At 56.3% G+C, this 18576-nt stretch carries 14 protein-coding genes; 7 read left to right on the top strand and 7 right to left on the bottom strand.

Annotation, left to right across the window (positions count from 1 at the left end):
• Positions 1–67: 67 nt before the first annotated feature.
• The 4 genes from LC093_RS04710 to miaB all read right to left on the bottom strand — a co-directional run bounded on the left by LC093_RS04710 (position 68) and on the right by miaB (position 4738).
• Positions 68–964, bottom strand: a complete 897-nt coding sequence (locus LC093_RS04710) for an HlyC/CorC family transporter (protein ID WP_226662741.1) — start codon at positions 962–964, stop codon at positions 68–70.
• An 8-nt stretch (positions 965–972) separates the two neighbouring features.
• Positions 973–1494 (bottom strand): rRNA maturation RNase YbeY, encoded by a 522-nt coding sequence (gene ybeY / locus LC093_RS04705; protein ID WP_226662896.1) that lies wholly within the window; start codon positions 1492–1494, stop codon positions 973–975.
• A gap of 73 nt (positions 1495–1567) precedes the next feature.
• The gene (locus LC093_RS04700; RefSeq protein ID WP_226662739.1) at positions 1568–2632 is read right to left on the bottom strand and encodes a PhoH family protein; all 1065 of its coding nucleotides are present in this window, start codon (positions 2630–2632) and stop codon (positions 1568–1570) included.
• A gap of 723 nt (positions 2633–3355) precedes the next feature.
• On the bottom strand, positions 3356–4738 hold the full coding sequence (miaB, locus tag LC093_RS04695; protein WP_226662736.1) for a tRNA (N6-isopentenyl adenosine(37)-C2)-methylthiotransferase MiaB: 1383 nt from the start codon (positions 4736–4738) through the stop codon (positions 3356–3358).
• 182 nt (positions 4739–4920) lie between these two features.
• On the opposite strand from miaB, the gene LC093_RS04690 reads away from it, so the two are divergent.
• The 7 genes from LC093_RS04690 (at position 4921) to LC093_RS04660 (ending at position 12732) form a co-directional block, all read left to right on the top strand.
• The gene (locus tag LC093_RS04690) at positions 4921–5253 is read left to right on the top strand and encodes a DUF1820 family protein (protein WP_226662734.1); all 333 of its coding nucleotides are present in this window, start codon (positions 4921–4923) and stop codon (positions 5251–5253) included.
• A gap of 359 nt (positions 5254–5612) precedes the next feature.
• The gene (locus LC093_RS04685; protein WP_226662732.1) at positions 5613–6986 is read left to right on the top strand and encodes a hypothetical protein; all 1374 of its coding nucleotides are present in this window, start codon (positions 5613–5615) and stop codon (positions 6984–6986) included.
• Positions 6986–7771 carry a hypothetical protein gene (locus tag LC093_RS04680; RefSeq protein ID WP_226662731.1) on the top strand — a complete coding sequence of 262 codons (786 nt, stop codon included), beginning with the start codon at positions 6986–6988 and terminating at the stop codon, positions 7769–7771. Before LC093_RS04685 ends, LC093_RS04680 begins: the two co-directional genes overlap by 1 nt.
• 140 nt (positions 7772–7911) lie before the next feature.
• A complete protein-coding gene (locus tag LC093_RS04675; RefSeq protein ID WP_226662729.1) occupies positions 7912–8703 on the top strand; it encodes a UDP-2,3-diacylglucosamine diphosphatase in 792 nt (263 codons plus the stop codon).
• Positions 8700–10385, top strand: a complete 1686-nt coding sequence (locus LC093_RS04670; RefSeq protein WP_226662727.1) for a lysophospholipid acyltransferase family protein — start codon at positions 8700–8702, stop codon at positions 10383–10385. The genes LC093_RS04675 and LC093_RS04670 overlap by 4 nt, the downstream gene beginning before the upstream one ends.
• 105 nt (positions 10386–10490) lie before the next feature.
• Entirely contained in the window at positions 10491–11933 is a 1443-nt protein-coding gene (locus tag LC093_RS04665) for an NfeD family protein (RefSeq protein WP_226662725.1), read from the top strand.
• A 37-nt stretch (positions 11934–11970) separates the two neighbouring features.
• Positions 11971–12732 carry a slipin family protein gene (locus tag LC093_RS04660; protein ID WP_226662724.1) on the top strand — a complete coding sequence of 254 codons (762 nt, stop codon included), beginning with the start codon at positions 11971–11973 and terminating at the stop codon, positions 12730–12732.
• Between the two features lie 463 nt (positions 12733–13195).
• Here LC093_RS04660 and pgi read toward each other — a convergent pair whose 3' ends face one another.
• The 3 genes from pgi to nhaC form a co-directional block, all read right to left on the bottom strand.
• Positions 13196–14809, bottom strand: coding sequence for a glucose-6-phosphate isomerase (pgi, locus tag LC093_RS04655; protein ID WP_226662722.1), 1614 nt, complete (start codon positions 14807–14809; stop codon positions 13196–13198).
• Between the two features lie 941 nt (positions 14810–15750).
• Entirely contained in the window at positions 15751–16830 is a 1080-nt protein-coding gene (locus LC093_RS04650; protein ID WP_226662720.1) for a DUF3549 family protein, read from the bottom strand.
• Between the two features lie 126 nt (positions 16831–16956).
• Positions 16957–18441: a Na+/H+ antiporter NhaC gene (nhaC, locus tag LC093_RS04645; protein ID WP_226662718.1), complete on the bottom strand. Its 1485-nt coding sequence runs from the start codon at positions 18439–18441 to the stop codon at positions 16957–16959.
• Between the last annotated feature and the right edge of the window lie 135 nt (positions 18442–18576).

Genomic DNA, 18576 nt, shown 5'->3' with positions numbered 1-18576 from the left:
CGATAGCGGACGTTGACGTTAAGACGCACCAGCTGCTAGGGCAGCTGGTGCTGGCGGATGAGTTGCGTTAACCGTCCTCTTCCGCAGGCTTACCCAGCCTGCTGACCCGCAGCAGGTGGATCTGTCGGTTATCCGCATAGAGTACGCGGAACCGGAACTCGCCCAGAGTGGTGGTTTCATCACGGCCCGGTAAATGGCCAAATGACTGCATGATGAGCCCGCCCACGGTATCGAATTCCTCATCACTGAATTCGCACTCAAAGTACTCATTGAAGTCTTCGATGGGGGTGAGCGCTTTTACCACAAAGTCGTTTTCGCTGACTTTGCGAATAAAGCTGTCCGCTTCTTCCTCGTCGGTCTCATCTTCAATCTCACCGACGATCTCTTCGAGAATATCCTCGATGGTGACCACGCCGGATACACCGCCGTATTCGTCGATCACGACTGCCATATGGTAGCGGTTCTCGCGAAACTCCCGCAGCAGGATGTTCAGGCGCTTGCTCTCGGGAATGATGTTGGCCGGGCGGATAATGTCCTCAAGGTGGAATTCATCCACGCCCTTGAGTACCAGTGGCAGGAGGTCTTTGGCGAGCAGAATACCCCGGATATCGTCGATACTCTCGCCCACAACCGGGAAACGGGAGTGGCCGGACTCGATGACCTTGGGCAGGAATTCTTTGGGGGAGTCTTCAATGCTGACTACCACCATTTGCGAGCGCGGGATCATGATTTCCCGCACCTGCTGGCTGGAAACGTCCAGCGCACCCTCGATGATGGACAGCGCTTCCGGGTCTACGACCTTGTTTTCGGCAGCGTCCTTGATGATGTCCAGCAGCTCATCGCGGGATCTGGGTTCTGAAGAAAAAGCACCCAGTAACTTATCCAACCAGTTTTTCTCCCCCGATCGGGGGCGGTTGGAGGAGGAGCTACTTGGGGGTTCGTCGGTGGTCATGGATGTGGCCATACTCCGCGTTACTCGTCGGTTCCGTCTGAAAGCTTGTGGGAATCCGCGGTTTGTTGTGCGGATTCCTCAATTATCGCGTAGGGATCACTAAATCCCATGCGCGCCATTATGCGGGTTTCAAGATTTTCCATAATCTCGGCCTCGTCGTCCTCGATATGGTCATAACCCAATAGGTGCAGTGTGCCATGGACAACCATATGTGCCCAGTGTGCAGCGAGTGCTTTGTGCTGTTGTTCCGCCTCGCTGGCCACCACCTGGGCGCAGATCACCAGATCGCCGAGCAGTGGTAAGCCCAGTTCTTCGGGGATATCTGCTGGAAATGACAGCACGTTTGTTGGTTTGTCTTTGCCCCGGTACTGGAGATTCAGGGCCTGGCTCTCGTCTTCATCGACAATGCGCAGGGATATCTCCGCTTCGTCGCGGAGACCGCTCACAGCGGCGATAGCCCACTGTAACAAGTCCTGGTCTTCGGGGAGGTTGGGGTAAGTGGTGGCCCGCTGCACATCCAGTTCGACCACGGGTTCTGCCATGGTGCCGAACGGCTGCGCAGCGCTAGCCTGGGCTGGATCAATCTGATTCATGGTACGAAGCGCCTGACCGGGGTCAGGCGGCATCTTCCCCTGCGGCACCGGCGCTCATCTGCTGGGCGGCAGCTTTCCGGGCTTCTCGTTCCGCTTCGACTTCGGCTTCGTGCACGTCGTAGGCTTCGACAATGCGCTGGACCAGTGGGTGGCGCACAACGTCCTTGGCTCCGAAGTGGGTAAAGCTGATGCCATTCACGTTATCCAGCACTTCGATGGCGTGACGCAGACCAGAGGCCGCGCCACGGGGCAGGTCGATCTGGCTGGGGTCGCCGGTGATCACTGCGGTGGAGCCGAATCCGATGCGGGTCAGGAACATTTTCATCTGCTCGCGGGTGGTGTTCTGGCTCTCATCCAGAATCACAAAGGCGTTGTTCAGTGTGCGGCCGCGCATATACGCGAGCGGTGCAACTTCGATGACGTTGCGCTCGATCAGCTTGCCCACGGTTTCGAAACCGAGCATCTCATAGAGGGCGTCGTACAGCGGGCGCAGATAGGGGTCTACTTTCTGGCTCAGGTCACCGGGGAGGAAGCCCAGTTTTTCACCGGCCTCAACCGCCGGGCGCACCAGCAGGATCCGCTCTACGGAGTCTTTAAGCAGTGCCTCTACAGCACAGGCGACGGCGAGGTAGGTTTTACCGGTACCCGCGGGGCCGATGCCGAAGTTGATATCGTTGGACTGTACTGCACGCACATATATGCGCTGGTTAACACCACGCGGGCGTACAGAGCACTTCTTGGTGCGGATCAGGACGACCTGATCGCCCGCATCCCCGGACTTTTCACCGCTGACCAGCTCTTCGACACCGGATTCCTGCAGCGCAAGGTGAATCTCATCCGGGGTCAGGTCATCTGCACCGGTTTCCTTGTACAGGTTGCTCAGGATCTCACCGGCAGCGCGGGCGGACTTGGCATCGCCGTAGATGGCAAACTGATTGCCGCGATTACGGATTTCGATATCCAGTCGTTGTTCAATCTGGCGCAGATGTTGGTCGAATTGGCCACAGAGATTGGCCAGGCGGCGGGCGTCGTTGGGCTCAAGGGTGATGCTGTGAGCGAGGGCTTGTGTTTCCAAATTGGTTTCCATGCACCTTTAGTATGGGGATTCAGTCTGTAGGTTATACCCATTTCGATCATATGGGAAAGGGGGGAGTGTGACGAATGGGTTCTAAACGGCTGGAGGGCTTATAACAGGGGAGTATGACAGTTTGTTTTCTGGGGGCTGGTTTTCATGTAGAAGCCTGCTTGTAGGCGATCCAATACCCTGGCTTCTCTTTTGGTACTCCCTAGCGCCTCTAGGGTACTTCGTAAGGTATTCCTGTGGCGGTCCTGCTACCGATAGTCCTTTGTGAGACACGCCGTGAACCCATCCATGGGGGCTCTTCCGCGAGGTCCCTCTCGCGGAAGGTCTCACAAAGGACTATCGGTATCAGGACCTTCGCGCAAAACTATTTGCCACTTAAGTGGCTCAGGTATTGCAACTGCACATAAGTGAGACGCGAAGGCCCTTCTACCGGGGTTTCTTTCCGGGACCGTACGCGGCCATGGATGGCCGCGTCCGAGTGCACAGGGATGTGCTCGTAGCGTGTCCCGGAAAGGAACCGCTTTTTACTTCGGTGTTTTTACAGCTTCAGGGCGAATTGAACGGTGCATGCTTTAGGGTGAAGGCGCTGCTACCGGCAGTTCTTTGCGAGACCTTCCGCGAGAGGGACCTCGCGGAAGAGCCCCCAGGGATGGGTTTACGGCGTGTCTCGCAAAGAACTGCCGGTAGCAGAGCCGCCACAAAACTCTCCGGGTGGGTACCACGGAATCAGGAGTCGAGCGGCCCATCCAGCTCAGAAGCCACCATAGTCCCACGCAGGGAGTTCGGCAGGGCCTCTTCGATCAGCACGTCGGCAAATTTGCCGATCAGCGCCATATCGTCAAAGCGGAAGTTGACCACACGGTTGTTCTCGGTCCGCCCCTGTAGCTGGCCCGGGTCTTTCTTGGAGACACCGGTCACCAGAACCCGCTCCACGTTGCCCACCATCCGGCGCGCGATCTCCGCGGCCTGCTGGTTGATGCGGTGCTGCAACAGCTGCAAGCGCTGTTTCTTCACCTCTTCCGGGGTGTCGTCCGGCAGGTCGGCCGCCGGGGTACCCGGGCGCGGGGAGTAAATGAAGCTGAAGGAAATATCGAAGCCCACGTCCTGGATCAGCTTCATGGTGGCTTCGAAGTCGCGCTCGGTCTCGCCGGGGAAACCGATAATGAAGTCGGAAGACAGGCAGATGTCCGGGCGGATCGCCCTCAGGCGGCGGATCTTGGACTTGTATTCCAGGGCTGTGTGGCCACGCTTCATCGCCATCAGAATGCGGTCGGAGCCACTCTGAACCGGCAGGTGCAGATGGTTTACTAGCTCCGGTACTTCCGCGTACACGTCGATCAGCGCATCGGAGAACTCTACCGGGTGGGAGGTGGTGTAACGGATGCGGTCGATACCGTCGATCGTTGCCACGTAAGTGATCAGCTCGGCAAAATCGACTACCTGGCCATCGTCACCCGCCGCGCGGTAGGCGTTTACGTTCTGGCCCAGCAGGTTTACTTCACGTACACCCTGGGCGGCCAGGTGCGCCACTTCTTCCAGCACATCCGCTACTGGCCGGCTCACTTCCTCACCGCGGGTGTACGGCACCACGCAGAAAGTACAGTACTTCGAGCAGCCTTCCATAATGGACACGAAAGCGCTTACACCGTCGGCTTCCGGTTGGGGCAGGCGGTCGAACTTCTCGATTTCCGGAAAGGACACGTCCACCACAATGGCGCCGTTCTGTTGCTTCTTGGTTTCCATCATTTCCGGCAGGCGGTGCAGGGTCTGTGGGCCGAATACCAGGTCCACGTAGGGCGCACGCTTGGCGATAGCATCGCCTTCCTGGCTCGCCACACAGCCACCGACACCGATCACCAGATCGGGATTTTTTTCTTTCAGGTGCTTCCAGCGACCCAGTTGGTGGAACAGTTTTTCCTGTGCCTTCTCGCGGATGGAACAGGTGTTCACCAGCAGTACATCGGCCTCCTCCGGATCATCGGTAGGCACCATCTGGTGAGACTCACCCAGCAGGTCCCGCATGCGCGCAGAGTCATATTCATTCATCTGGCAGCCGTGGGTCTTGATGAAGAGCTTTTTCACCGGTTTTTCGGACAGTTCGGAAGACATAATACGCCTGGTTAAAAACTGGTCAATTTGAAAGGTGGGGCATTATACCGGCGGACCACTGGGCTGCATAGACGGAGGCCGGAGAGAGTGCTAACCTTCCGCGCTTTTTCGGGCCCCGGGTCCGTAGACAGCCTGCGTCGACACTAGAATCCAAAGGGGCATTCCCCTTCCCAGAGAGTTACATGGCCAACCCTATATACAAAGTCATCTTCCATAACCAGAACCAGGTGTTCGAGCTGTATGCTCGCGCGATCTACCAAAGTGAAATGTACGGATTCATCGAGGTGGAGGAGTTCGTATTTGGCGAGAAGTCTCAGCTGGTTGTGGACCCGAGCGAGGAGAAGCTGAAGACCGAGTTCGCTTCGGTAAAGCGCTCCTATATCCCGATGCACGCGATTGTGCGGATTGATGAAGTGGAAAAAGAGGGTGCCGGAAAGATCGTCGACATCAAGGGCGACAAAGTGGCCAAGTTTCCCTTCCCGGCGCCCATGCGCCAGCCGAGTGACTCGGAATAAACTGGATCGCCACTCAGAATCTGAAGAACGGGCCGAGAGGCCCGTTTTTTATTGTCCATAATTTCCTAATTGCCCCAAAAGGCGCTTTTCGCGCTGATTGTGGCGCGCGTCTCTTTCTTCAGGCACCGTTTGTCGCATTGGCGTCACAAAATCTAATGGCGGGCTATTCTAAGAAAAGGGAAGCACTCTGCTAATGGATTGCGCTGTATCCCGGACCTCAGACGGGTCAGGCCTACTCTGCTATTTCACTGTTTCCCCGGTGACCCCAGCGCGGCATCAAACCTGGTGCCGAATTCGCTGCGGAGTCATGTCGTAAGACCCCAAACCTAAAATGTAGTGGATGTTTTTTAGGTGAAGTCATGACCACGATTCCCGCGATTAAAAATGCCATCTCTGCCCTGAAAATCGAACAGCGCGTTGAAAGCGATGTTAAGGCAGGTATTCCTGAAATTGATCGGCGCAGCCATACCGAAAGTGAGGAGGGGCTGCGCTCCTATGTGGCCCGGGAGATCATCGGCCGGGTACACGAGAACCGGCAGGCTGAACTCGATGAGGAGATCGCCGCACGCAGTGAGGTAGAGGTACGCCAGCTTCATCAGGAATTGAAAAATTCCGACTCTCTGATTGAAAAGCGGTTTATCAGCCATTTTGCCAGTCTTGCCGCCGGCCTAAAACGCTGCGCCAGCGACCTTTCCGCGGTACGTGTAGACCTGGAAATTTTCCGGCACCGAAATGGCCTGACCCGGGAGGCGATCTACCGTGAGTCGCGCCTCCTGCATTACTCGCTGATTTTCTTTATCGTCATTTTTGAAACCGTACTCAATGCTTTTTTCCTGTCCAAAGGCAGTGAGCTGGGTCTGGTGGGAGGCTTTTTCCAGGCTTTTATTATCACATTGGTGAATCTGGGATTTGCTGCTTTTCTGGCGTTTGCATTGCGAAATTGCTTCCATCAGAACTACGCGCGCAAAGCGGTTTCGGTACTGGCATTTTCGGGGCTTGCGTTGGCGGCGGCGACGTTTGTATTCGGTGTCGGCCACTACCGGGAAGCTCTGGAGCAAGATCCTTTTACGGCCTCGCAGGTCGCTATTGCAAGTCTGTTTGCAGAGCCGTTCGGCATCCGTGATTTCAATTCATGGATCATGGTAGTGGTAAGCAGTATTGCCCTGATCATACTCGCTGCGAAGATTTTTGTGGTCGATGACCGGTACCCCGGCTATACGGCGATTACCCGTCGGGTCAGGCGGTTGCAGGATGCCTGGGCCGATGAGTATGGCAATGCAATCGATGAGCTGAATGAGGCGGCCGAGGATATTGAAAGCGAAATCGCGGAGAAAGAAAAAACCATTCGCGCTCAGTTCATTCAGTTCAAGGCCAGCATTGAGCGCAGCGATGAGATCCATCGGCATTATCAGGAGGATATTACCAAGGCGCAGGGGCTGCTCGATGAACTGATTCGCTACTACCAGTCTTATTCTGCGCGGATGCTGAACCGCAGGGCGGCGTACTTCGGGGAGCTGTTGCGCTTTGAGCTGGATAAATTGCCGAGCCTGAACACTACGGGGCTGGAACAGCACCGCAGGGACCTCAACGCCTTTGAGATCCTGGTCGAAGATCTCGATCATACCTATGACACAGCACTCGCGATCCTGCACGCCCGTAGCGAGGTAGCCCAGGCCGACCTTACTGCACTGGTCGATAAGCTTGAGCTTGAGCACGGGTTGAGGAAAGCGTAATGAGAAGGGCACGACGCGGTCTCTCGGCAGAAGATCGCAAAGGTATCATTGTTTTGTTCGCTGGATTGGCGTTGTTGTCAGGGCTATTGGTATTTGCGTTCTTTGCGGTGCGCGCACCGGAGCGGAATTACGACCAGGTTACGCTCTGCAATGGCAGCCTGCCAAGGTCCAATCACTATCTGATGGTGATCGATGTTTCCGACGCGCTGTCGGCACATCAGCAGCACTTTTTACGTACCCATCTGGCCGGGCTGCTGGAGTCTGCCGAAGTCAACGACCGGTTTTCGATCTTTGTACTGGATGAACGCTATCACGGGCTGTCAGAACCTGTGGTTGATCTGTGTAAACCGCGGTCGGCGGACGATGTGAGCGCCCTGACCGCCAATCGTCAGTTTGTGCAGGCCCTGTACCGCGAGCGTTTTGAACAGCCCCTGGATAAGGCGATTGCCGCGGCGGTTGCGGGTGGTGAGCAGCCGGTATCCCCGATCTTCGAGGCGCTGTCGGATGTCGCCGCCCTGAATCGTATTGACCCGACGGCACAGCGCGTCAGCCTGACCATTGTCAGCGATATGATCCAGAATTCCCGTGCCGGCTCGGTATTCAGCAGTGGTGCGGCAGCCATCGATCAGTTGCCCCTGATCGACCTGCGCCGGGCGACCACACGGGTCTACTGGCTGGACCGGGAGAAATACCGCAAGTACCAGACGGACGATCTTGCGGCCAGCTGGCAGGATTATCTCGCCAGCGTATCGCGCTTTGACCTGATTCAAAGAGTCAGGAATTAGTACAAATTACCATTAAGTCATGTTCTGGCACGCTGATGTTCCAGTGCGGATGCACTGTGCAATAGAACTTTCAAGAAACAGCCCCTTTTTTGTAAGAAAACTCACGCAAAGTTCCTGTAACGAACAGACGGGACTTGCCAATGAGTAACCGATATCGCGCGCTGTGGATTTCCGATGTGCACCTGGGTAGCCGGGATAGCGAGCCGCAACGGCTGGCGGATTTCCTTGCCCAGAATTCCGCCGACACGGTGTATTTGGTCGGCGATATCTTCGACATGAAAGCCCTGTCCCAGGGCAAGGGCAGCTGGTGCGAGGCCTCCACGCTGTTGCTCGGCATGCTCTCCGAGTTGAGCAGTCGTACCCCTGAAATTATCTATGTACCAGGAAATCACGACGCCCCCATGCGCAGCTGGGCGGGCAAGCGCCTGGGCAACATTCGCGTCGAGCGCGAATGGACGCATACCGCTGTCGATGGCAAACGCTTCCTGGTCACCCATGGTGACCAGTTTGAGCATCATATCGAGATCAACCCTGTCAGTTATCACCTGGGTGACCAGAGCTATTACCTGATGCTGCGCTTTAATCGCTGGATCAATTACTGGCGCAGCCGCATGGACCTGCCGTGGTGGTCGTTGGCGAATCATGTAAAAAATCGCGTGAATGCGGCGCGCAAGATGATGGAGAAGTTCGAGGATGTGGCTATTCGCGAAACGGCGCGCCGCGGATTCGATGGCGTGATCTGTGGACATATTCACCGCGCGGGTATTCGCCACAGTGCACATCAGGATCACGGGGTGACTTATGCCAACTGCGGTGATTGGGTGGATTCGATGACCGCGGTGGTAGAGCAGCACAGCGGCACCATGGAAATCATGCACTGGCACCGGACCCCGAAAATCGCACACATCATGACAGAGGCAGTAGCGGCATGATCCAGTTGGAAAATCTACTGCAGCAGAACCCCTGGTACAGTGCAGCGCCAAAAAGTCCCGCGCGCAGGCTGGTCTCTGCCACTGTGAAAAAAATTTGTTGCGAGCAACAGTTGCAGCAATTTGGCCGCGACTTCCCCCATCTGGGAGGGCGCGATTTTATCCGCCAGGTATTCCGTTCGTTCGATTTCCACTACGACATCAATCCTGTGGAACTGGAGCGCATTCCTGTAAGTGGCCCTCTGGTTATCGTATCCAATCACCCGTTGGGCAGTCTCGATGGTCTGGCCCTGATCGACCTGGTTGCGCGTGTGCGCAAGGATGTTAAGGCCGTTGCCAGTCAACTGCTGTGGAATATCGAGCCCCTGCGTGGATATTTGCTGCCCGTGGATAACTTTAACGGTCGTACCCGGCGTAGCGATGTGGAAGGTATATACAGTCACCTGAACAGCGGTGGCGCAACTATTGTGTTCCCGGCGGGTGAAGTCTCACGGTTGACCCCGCAGGGCGTGCGTGACGGGCGCTGGAATCCGGGATTCTTGCGCTTTGCCGACAAGACCGATGCGCCAATTCTCCCGGTACAGGTGCGTGGCAGGAATTCCCTGTGGTGGTATGGCTTGTCAATGCTGAACAAGCCTCTGTCCACATTGTGGCTGGTAAGGGAAATGTTCAAGCAGGTCCGCCGAGGAATTGATATACGCATCGGGACGCCGGTGGCACCGGAGCACTACCGGGCGTGGCCCATGGCACCCCGTGCACAGGCGAAGCTGTGGAAAAAGCAGGTCTACCGCCTGCACAGAAACCCGCCATCCCTTGCTCCGGAACCCATAGCCGCGGCTGAACCTGTTGCCGATGTCGCGGCTGTGATTGCGCAGTGTGAGACCCTGGCGGAGCAGGGTGAGTTTACGGTGAAGCTATATCGCCAGAAAGCGGACTGCGCGGTAATGCGTGAGCTGTCGAGGTTGCGTGAGATCGCCTTCCGGGCCGTGGGAGAGGGCACTGGCAGCAGTCGGGATTGGGATGCATTTGATGCCTACTACGACCACCTGCTCCTGTGGGACCGGGACCAGCAGCGAATTGCCGGCGCATACCGGTTGGTGAAAACCGATGACCTTGCTGTAGACAAAATTTACAGCAGTACATTGTTTAATTACTCGCGTCCGCCACAGCAGTGCCTGCCGGGCTCGGCGGAACTCGGGCGCAGCTTTCTGCTGCCGGATTACTGGCGCAGCCGAGGGCTGGATCTGTTGTGGAGTGGAATCGGACAGTGGATTCTGCGCAATGATTGTCGCTACCTGTTCGGGCCAGTTTCCATGCCTGGCAACTTTTCCCGTCGTGCCAAATCTGCCATCGTGCGTTATTTTTTACATCACTTTGCTACTGGCAACCCTCTGGGTGATGCGCGCCTGCCGTTTGTGGAAGAGCGGGGCGACTTGCCTGGCCTCTGCGGTAACGCCCATCAGGATATGTTGCAGTTGAAGCAAATTTTGAAAGAAGAAAATGCCGTTTTACCGCCGCTCTTCAAAAAATATACGGCGGTGACGGTACCGGGCGGCACCAGCTTCCACGCGTTCAATGTCGATCCGGATTTCTGTGATTCGGTGGATGGTCTGGTGGTCGTTGATTTGGAAAAAATGGATCCAAAATTCGCTCGGCGCTACCTCAGTGTAAATACTCCCGCCTGAATCGGGTGCGCCCGTGTTACTCGGGCGCTATTTTCCTTTTGCCCGGCCTGCCTTCTGTTACGCTTGTGACTTCTCCGTCTGACTTTCGCACCCGGGAAATCACAAATGAAAAAGTGGTGTTCGAAAGGGGTATTGATTGCACTGTTGCTTAGTTTGGCGCAGACGCTGTCCAATTTTACTTTTGCGCAGGACGCTTCTGAGGCCGCAGAGCGCGCGCATATTGCTGAATTGAAGATCACCGGCCCCATAGGGCCGGCAACCACCGATTATCTGGTGCGTGCCAGCGATAAAGCCCGCGAGCAGGGTGCACGTTTGTTCATTATTGACATGGACACGCCGGGCGGGCTCGATGCCGCTACCCGGGACATCATTCAGTATATTCTCGCTTCCGATACCCCCTTTGTGACCTACGTTACACCCGCTGGCGCGCGTGCTGCGAGTGCCGGGACATATATTCTCTACGCCAGTCATGTTGCCGCCATGACGCCTTCCACGACTCTGGGGGCGGCCACGCCGGTGCAGATTGGCGGTATGCCGGGAACGCAGGAGCCCCCGAAACCCGCGCAGAGTCCTTCAGAGACTCCCGGACAAGGGGATACAAAAGGCGGCGCAGGCGATGATGGAAATGATTCGAATAAACCGCCTGAAAAAGCGCCAGAGCCCGGTTCGGCAATGGAGCGCAAGGTGATCAATGACTCCGTTGCCTACATTCGCGGTCTGGCCCAGCGTCACAATCGCAACGCCGAATGGGCGGAAAAAGCCGTTCGTGATGCCGCTACATTGACGGCAAGGGAGGCGTTGGCGCAGAACGTAGTGGACATCGTTGCCGAGAACCGCGCGGACTTACTGCGGCAGTTGCCGGGGCGTGAAGTGGTGACCGACGCCGGAAAAAAAACAATAGCGGCCGATATCGCCACGTTACCGGTTATCAGCTATGCCCCGGACTGGCGCAACGAAATACTTGGCATCATCACCAACCCCCAGGTGGCTTACATGCTGTTACTTGTGGGTATTTACGGTTTGATTTTTGAAGGCTACAGCCCGGGTGCGATGGTGCCGGGTATTGTCGGTGTTATCTGCCTGTTGTTGGCACTATATGCGCTACAGGTATTACCAATTAACTACGCGGGCTTGGCCCTGATTGTGGTCGGTGCACTGCTGATCGCGGCGGAACTGTTTGTGCCGAGTTTCGGCGCATTGGGTATTGGTGGCCTGGCGGCCCTGGTGATTGGTTCGGTGATGCTTATCGACAGCGATGTACCGGGTATGCAGGTATCCCGAACCTTGATCGGTTCGATTGCCGCGGTGAGCGGTTTGGGGTTGCTCGGTTTGCTGTATGCCGTCGGGCACAGTTTGCGCAAGCCAAAGGTTGTGAGCAATAAGGCGATGGTCGGGCGTACGGCTGTGGTTTCGACCTCTGAGCCAGAAGTGTTGGTGAAAATCGATGGAGAACTCTGGCGGGCGCGATCTTCTGTGAGCCTGGTAGAAGGCCAGTTGGTGACGGTGGTGGCAGAAGAAGGATTGCTGTTGATGGTGGAGCCGGAGTAATCCGGAATTGGTGAATTCCAGCTAAAGGAGAAGTCTTATGATCAGTTACTTCGCGAGCCTGCTGATCCTGGCAGTGGTCATGCTGGTGATGTATGCGATCCGGATTTTGCGCGAGTACGAGCGGGCGGTGGTGTTTTTTCTGGGGCGCTTCCAGGCGGTAAAAGGGCCGGGCCTGATCATCATTATTCCGGTGATCCAGACGATGGAGCGGGTGGACTTGCGCACGGTGGTCATGGATGTACCGACCCAGGATGTCATTAGCCGCGACAACGTTTCGGTGAAGGTAAATGCGGTGGTGTATTACCGGGTGATTGATCCACAGTCGGCGATCATCAATGTGGAAAACTACCATGAGGCGGTCAGCCAGCTTTCGCAGACAACGTTGCGTTCGGTATTGGGCAAGCACGAGTTGGACGAGATGCTTTCCGAGCGGGATAAATTGAATGTGGATATCCAGAAGATTCTTGATGAGCAGACGGATGCCTGGGGGGTGAAGGTGACCAATGTCGAGATCAAGCATATTGATCTCGATGAGAGCATGATCCGGGCGATAGCACAGCAGGCGGAGGCGGAGCGTTCGCGGCGCGCGAAGGTGATTCACGCAGAGGGTGAGGCGCAGGCGGCTCTCAAGCTTACCGAGGCGGCGGATCAGCTATCGAAAAATTCCAATGCAATTACCTTGCGTTACATGCAGACATTGATAGATATCGCCGGTGAGCAGAATTCTACGATTGTGTTCCCGTTGCCGATGGATTTGATAAAGCCGTTGTTGGAGAAGCAGGCTAAGAGTGGTGGCTGATTTTCTGCGGCCATAAAAAGCCGTTGTGATGGTGCTCCAGCTTTGTCTGGTACTGCGCACTAAATAACACCGTTGCGGTACCGCTACCGGGTATAGCTTTGTGAGACACGCCGTAAACCCATCCCAGGGGGCTCGGCTGCGGCCGTCCTGGCAGCAGACGGTCTCACAAAGCTATACCCGGTATCGGTACCTTCGCCGCAAGTGCAGATTACTTAACAGAATCCTAATGCTCTACCTTGATTTCGTGGTGTAGCGTTTTGGCTAGAACGTACTGGGATAAGCTGAGAGTTTCACGAGAAGGTAAAGTGGCGGGGGCGGGTTTTCAGGATCGTCGCAAACAGGAAGTTTGCGACGCAGCGCCCAGGGATGTATTCACAGGGGGGCGCCTAGCTCGGTCCTGAAAACCCACACCCGGTGCTCCGCCGCCACAGCGCTACCTAGCGGAGTCCACCCAGCTCAAATTTTACTTAAGGAGTAGTTTAAGTAGGTGGGCAGTAGAACCATCCCACTCAGCCGGTATTTCCCCTTCAATGGCATCGTAAACCGCGTTGCCCAGTACCTTGCCCAATTCCACGCCCCATTGATCGAAGGGGTTGATGTCCAGCAGGCAGCCAAAAGTGAACACCTTGTGCTCGTATAGAGCCAACAGGCTACCCAGGTGGTAAGGGTCGAGTTTATCCACAACCAGTGTGTTGCTGGGGCGGTTGCCGGGGATAACTTTATGCGGGGCCAGCCTGTGGACTTCTTTGTGCGTGTGGCCTGAGGCTTCCAGTTCCTTGCGTGCCTCCGCCAGGGATTTGCCCTGAAGGAGTGCCTGGCTCTGGCTCAGGCAGCACGCGAGCAGCCACTTGTGCTGTTCTGCGAGCTCTGAGGTGGGCTCTTTGATCGCAACAAAATCTGCCGGGATCATATCAGTGCCCTGGTGCAGGAGCTGGTGGAACGAGTGCTGTCCGTTGCTGCCTTCTGCGCCCCAGATTACTGCCCCGCTGGGATATTTCAGTGGTTGGCCCTCGACATCAACACTCTTGCCGAGGCTTTCCATATCCAGCTGCTGCAGCCAGGCGGGGAATTTTGCCAGGCGCTGTGCATAAGGCAGAACCGCCAGAGAGCCGGCCCCCCAGCACTGGCGATACCAGAAGTGAATCAGTGCCATCAGTACTGGCAGATTTTGCTCGAATGATGTCTCGGCAAAATGTGTGTCCATCGCATTGGCGCCGGCGAGCAGCTCGCTGTATGCCTCGAATCCACAGGCGAGGGCAATCGGCAACCCGATTGCCGACCACAGAGAATAGCGACCACCTACCCAATCCCACATCGGGAAGATATTTTGCGCTGCGATGCCGAAATCCTGTGCGGCAACGATGTTGCTGCTGACAGCGACAAAATGCTTTTCCAGCGCATTCTCCGGGCAGCCGGCTTCCAGTACCCAGCGGCGTGCCGAAAGGGCGTTTTGGCGGGTTTCCAGCGTGGAGAAGGACTTGGAAGCGACGATGAACAAGGTCTCGTCGGCAGGCAGTGTGGCAATGGTGTCGCTCAGGTCTGCGCCGTCGATATTTGCGACAAAGTGTACGGTCAATCCCGCTTTATGCCATGGGCGGAGCGCTTCGCATACCATGCGCGGGCCGAGATCTGAGCCGCCAATCCCGATGTTGACCACATGACGGATGGGCTTGCCGGAAAAGCCGGTCCAGTCGCCGCTGTGGACTTTCTGAACGAAGCTTTGCATTTGCGCACGGCAGTCGGCCACGGCCTGTTCATGCTCGGTCTTCGGTGTGCCCTGAAAGCGCAGCGCCGTATGCAGTGCCGGTCGGTGCTCGGTATTGTTGATACTCTCACCGGCAAGCAGGGCTTCAATTCGCTCCTTGAGCCCAGCGGTTTCGGTGTATCGCAGCAGCAACTCCAGGGTATCTTGCCGCAACAGGTTTTTGCTGAAGTCGAGATAGATACCAGCAGCACTGGCGCTGAATGTTTCCGCGCGCTGAGGTGCGCTGGCAAAAAGTTCGCGCAGGGACCAGTGATACTGGTCTTTGTGTTGCTTCAGATGGGCGATTGCTGCTGCGAGAGGGAGAGCGTCCATGGTCTTGCCGTGCTTTTTTGTTAGTTAAAAAATATGTGCTGGATTGGCGCAAATATTAGCGGGAAAAGCCATTAGCGGCCAGTGCGGACTATCGTAGTGCCTCGCGAGGTAAAGAAGGCATTAGCGTGGGAGCAGTCGTTGAGCCGGTGTAGCGAAAAATAATGCGTTGAATACAGTGGCAGGGTGGGAGTGACGCACAGGGGAAAAACAAGCGGAGACAGACGGGGAGTGTTTTGTGTTCCGGCTGGGGTAAAAAACAAAATGCCGCTCCGGGGAGCGGCATTTTGCATGGACCTATATGAATGTGATTATTTAACCACCTTCATGCAACGAACGTTATCGGATGCCATCCAGCAATCCGCGTCCGCAGGACAGGCCATGGAAGTTGGAATCTGTTCAGAGCCCGGAGGGCAGGCGGCCGGCATCGGAGCCGGCGCACAGCAACCTGCGAGGACTAGTGCACATATAATTCCGGTTAAGTACTTTGCTGGAGTGAAATTCATCCCCTAACTCCTTTCCGTTGATGTCAGTCAATAGCATAGACAATAAAACGTCACCTGTTTGGTGTGCTTTGTAAAAATATTTTCTACAAACATACCGCCCAATGGAGTGTAATAGGCACGCGGTTAAAATAGCTGCCACACATGAATTCAGGATAAAATCGCCGCCACTTTGTCGCTCTAAAAGGTCTAGATAAAAAGGGTTTTCTGCCAATTTTATGGTGCAGCCATTGCGTGGCGGGAAAATGGTTTCTGCTTGGCCGTTAAAAATATTTTTATTTTTTTACAGTTGGTGGTTTTTTAATAAAAATGGCGCCAAAGCTTCCTTGTTTATTTCGGCAAGCTTAGTGTTCTGCTTGTGCTTAAGTGCAATTTTTAGTTGGGTAAGGCCTGGTTGTGGCGGCGGAAGCCGGCACAACCAGGAGTGATTTTTTGGGAAAATTATTTGTCGCCCGGGTGCAGGAAGTTTCCGAAGGCTCGGGCAACAGCTTCTGGTCTTTCCGGGTTGCGTAGCAGGTCCAGTAGGATGTTGCGAATTTCTGGTAGAAACAGCATGTCTGTCAGCAGAAGGTTGAATGTTTCCTGAGGTTGACTGGCGCTCAGGTTAGCAAGCCACAGGTGCGCGATTTCGGTTTCTTTCAGATCATCACAACAGCGGCTGCCAATCGCCGCGAGAAGTTCGCCATTTGTTCCCAGGGGAGATTCAAGCAGTCGCAGCAGGAAGTCCTGGCGCATACCGGTGGCGCTGGATTGAGAGATACCGCGAATGGCTGCGGTTAACAGTGCAAAATCCGGCTTTTCAGCGGCGAACTCGCTGGAGGCGCGATCGATGATGGTCGTCGTCAGATGGTGATCGATGGCTTCACTTTCCAGGCATTGGCAGAGAGCATTGAAAACCGGCTCGGCGTAGTTCGCCATTTGCAGCTCCAGGTTCTTCCGTTGCTCCTTCCAGCGCACGGCGAGATCGGCGATTCCCTGCAGGGCCAGGCTCTCCCAGGGGGTGCTGGTGGGATCTTTCGCATAAGTAGCGGCTGCGATGAAATGGTCCGTGGGCGCCCGCTGGAGCACTTTGGCGGCTTTGGCGTGAAATACGGCGCGGCGGTCCGCGGGAGGCGTGTATATCAGTTCGCTGCCTTCCAGGGCTTCCTGTAATCGTTTCGCCGGATCGTGGCCGTTATGCGGTTTGCTGTGTTGCGGCGCCAGCGCTTTGGTCAGGTCGCGCAGAAAGCGGTCCCGGATGGGCAGGAGCAGTTTTCCCTGCTCGTCGAGCGGCAGGCGCAGGAACCAGACGACCGGTTCTGCATTTTCCTCGGCGCGCGGCCATAACAATAGCCCACACCAGGCCTGGCGAAGGTATGGGGAAGGCCAGGGGCTGGCACCGGCCTCGAAGCTTTCTGCAGCGCTACCGGGCAATAACCTTACCCGCCGGCCAAGGTCGAACCAGCGGACGTTGAACTCTGCACTGTTGATGAGTTCGGAAATGGTCGCGGGGGGAGTCGGGGTGGTATCTGAAGTGGTCACGGTGGTCGTCGGTATTGGTTGAGGGAGCACGGCGCAGATTGTTTCACCGTGACGAGGCATTAGTTGCGGCGCCCATTTCGATATGGGCGCCGCTATGCTGTCCCGCTTGGCCGGGCGCTGGTGCGATCAGTCTGCAGTCTGCAGCGTGCTTTGCTTGCCGAGCGGCATTTGTTTGAAATGCAGCCAGCCGTAGGCGATGGCCAACAGTGGGCAGAGAATATTGAATAGCGCAAACGGTGCGTAGGTGAAAGTGGCAATGCCCAGAGTGGCGCTCATATAAGCGCCGCAGGTATTCCAGGGGATCAGCACTGAAGTGATGGTGCCGGAGTCTTCCAGGGTGCGCGACAGGTTCAGGCCGTGGAGGCCCTTGTCTTCGAATGCTTCGCGGAACATGCGCCCGGGAATGATGATGGCCATGTACTGGTCCCCGGCAGCGGCGTTCATGCCGAAGCAGGTCAGAACGGTAGTGGTGACGAGGCCGCCCACTGTCTTCACACCGGCGAGCGCCCAGTTGACGATGCGCTCAAGGAATCCGGCGCGTTCCATTACACCGCCAAACGCCATCGCAGAGATGATCAGCCAGATGGTGTTGAGCATGCTGCTCATGCCGCCTTTCGACAGCAGCGAGGCAACGGCTTCGTTGCTGGAGGTGGACTTGTAGCCATCGAACAGGCTGTGCCATGCACCCTTGATCAGGCTGAGTGGACCTTCGCCGCCGGCCAGTTGGCGCGTCGCATTGGGCTCGAAGATGATCGCGATCAGGCAGCCTACGAGGGAGCCAATGATCAGCGTGGGGTAGGCGGGAATTTTCTTCCAGGCCATAAACAGCAGGAGTGCCAGTGGCAACATGCTTATCAGGGAAATGTTGAACTCTTCCTGCAGCGCACCCAGCAGCAGGTCGATGTCGGAAGCGGATGCATGTCCGGTATCGGTGTTCAGGCCAATGACCGCAAAAATGACCAGCGCGAGGCCAAATGCCGGGATTGTGGTCCACAACATATGGCGGATATGCAGGAACAGGTCGTTGGAGGTGACCGCCGCGGCGACGTTGGTGGTGTCGGACAGCGGCGACATCTTGTCACCAAAGTAGGCCCCGGAGATGACCGCACCGGCAGTGATCGCGGGATCCAGGCCGAGTGCACCGGCAATACCCATCAGCGCCACGCCCAGGGTACCGGCCGTGGTCCAGCTGGATCCGATGCTCAGGCCAACGATGGCACAGATCACGCAGCTTGCGGCGTAAAACCACTGGGGAGAGAGTATCTGAACCCCGTAATAAATCATTGACGGGACAGTACCGGCGAGAATCCAGCTGCCGATCAGGGCACCGACCGCCAGCAATATCAGGATGGCGCCGAACACTAGCCCGATGCCGTGTAGCATGCCCCCTTCCATCTCGTTCCAGGTAAACCCGTTTTTCATGCCGACCATGGCGGCGATGCCCGCACACAGCAGCAGAGCAATCTGGTTGGGGCCGTACGACGAGTCGGCGCCGTAGAAATAGACTGACAGTGACAGCATGGCGATCAGAATCAGTAGCGGGATCAGTGCGTCAAACAGGCTGGGTTTTCGTTGAGGGTCGTTGGTTGGACTGGTACTGGCTTGGCTCAAAGTGTACTCCTGCTTGTCTGGCGCCCGCTGCTGGAGCGGGGCTGCATCGGATTGTTATCATTTTCGGCGGTGCCGTGAGGCGGCCGGAGCGCCAGGGCTTATGACCGGGCATTCTCGTCGCAAAGCGCACTATTC

This window comes from Microbulbifer aggregans, from assembly GCF_020524005.1.
Lineage (GTDB): Bacteria > Pseudomonadota > Gammaproteobacteria > Pseudomonadales > Cellvibrionaceae > Microbulbifer > Microbulbifer aggregans_A.
The sequence above is the reverse complement of the archived record's forward strand: the minus strand, read 5'-3'. Positions and strand labels throughout refer to the sequence as shown.

Excerpts from the sequence above, each read along its gene's own strand:
- LC093_RS04710 (WP_226662741.1), bottom strand. The coding sequence starts at position 964 with ATGGCCACATCCATGACCACCGACGAACCCCCAAGTAGCTCCTCCTCC.
- ybeY (WP_226662896.1), bottom strand. The coding sequence starts at position 1,494 with ATGGCAGAACCCGTGGTCGAACTGGATGTGCAGCGGGCCACCACTTAC.
- LC093_RS04700 (WP_226662739.1), bottom strand. The coding sequence starts at position 2,632 with ATGGAAACCAATTTGGAAACACAAGCCCTCGCTCACAGCATCACCCTT.
- miaB (WP_226662736.1), bottom strand. The coding sequence starts at position 4,738 with ATGTCTTCCGAACTGTCCGAAAAACCGGTGAAAAAGCTCTTCATCAAG.
- LC093_RS04690 (WP_226662734.1), top strand. The coding sequence starts at position 4,921 with ATGGCCAACCCTATATACAAAGTCATCTTCCATAACCAGAACCAGGTG.
- LC093_RS04685 (WP_226662732.1), top strand. The coding sequence starts at position 5,613 with ATGACCACGATTCCCGCGATTAAAAATGCCATCTCTGCCCTGAAAATC.
- LC093_RS04680 (WP_226662731.1), top strand. The coding sequence starts at position 6,986 with ATGAGAAGGGCACGACGCGGTCTCTCGGCAGAAGATCGCAAAGGTATC.
- LC093_RS04675 (WP_226662729.1), top strand. The coding sequence starts at position 7,912 with ATGAGTAACCGATATCGCGCGCTGTGGATTTCCGATGTGCACCTGGGT.
- LC093_RS04670 (WP_226662727.1), top strand. The coding sequence starts at position 8,700 with ATGATCCAGTTGGAAAATCTACTGCAGCAGAACCCCTGGTACAGTGCA.
- LC093_RS04665 (WP_226662725.1), top strand. The coding sequence starts at position 10,491 with ATGAAAAAGTGGTGTTCGAAAGGGGTATTGATTGCACTGTTGCTTAGT.
- LC093_RS04660 (WP_226662724.1), top strand. The coding sequence starts at position 11,971 with ATGATCAGTTACTTCGCGAGCCTGCTGATCCTGGCAGTGGTCATGCTG.
- pgi (WP_226662722.1), bottom strand. The coding sequence starts at position 14,809 with ATGGACGCTCTCCCTCTCGCAGCAGCAATCGCCCATCTGAAGCAACAC.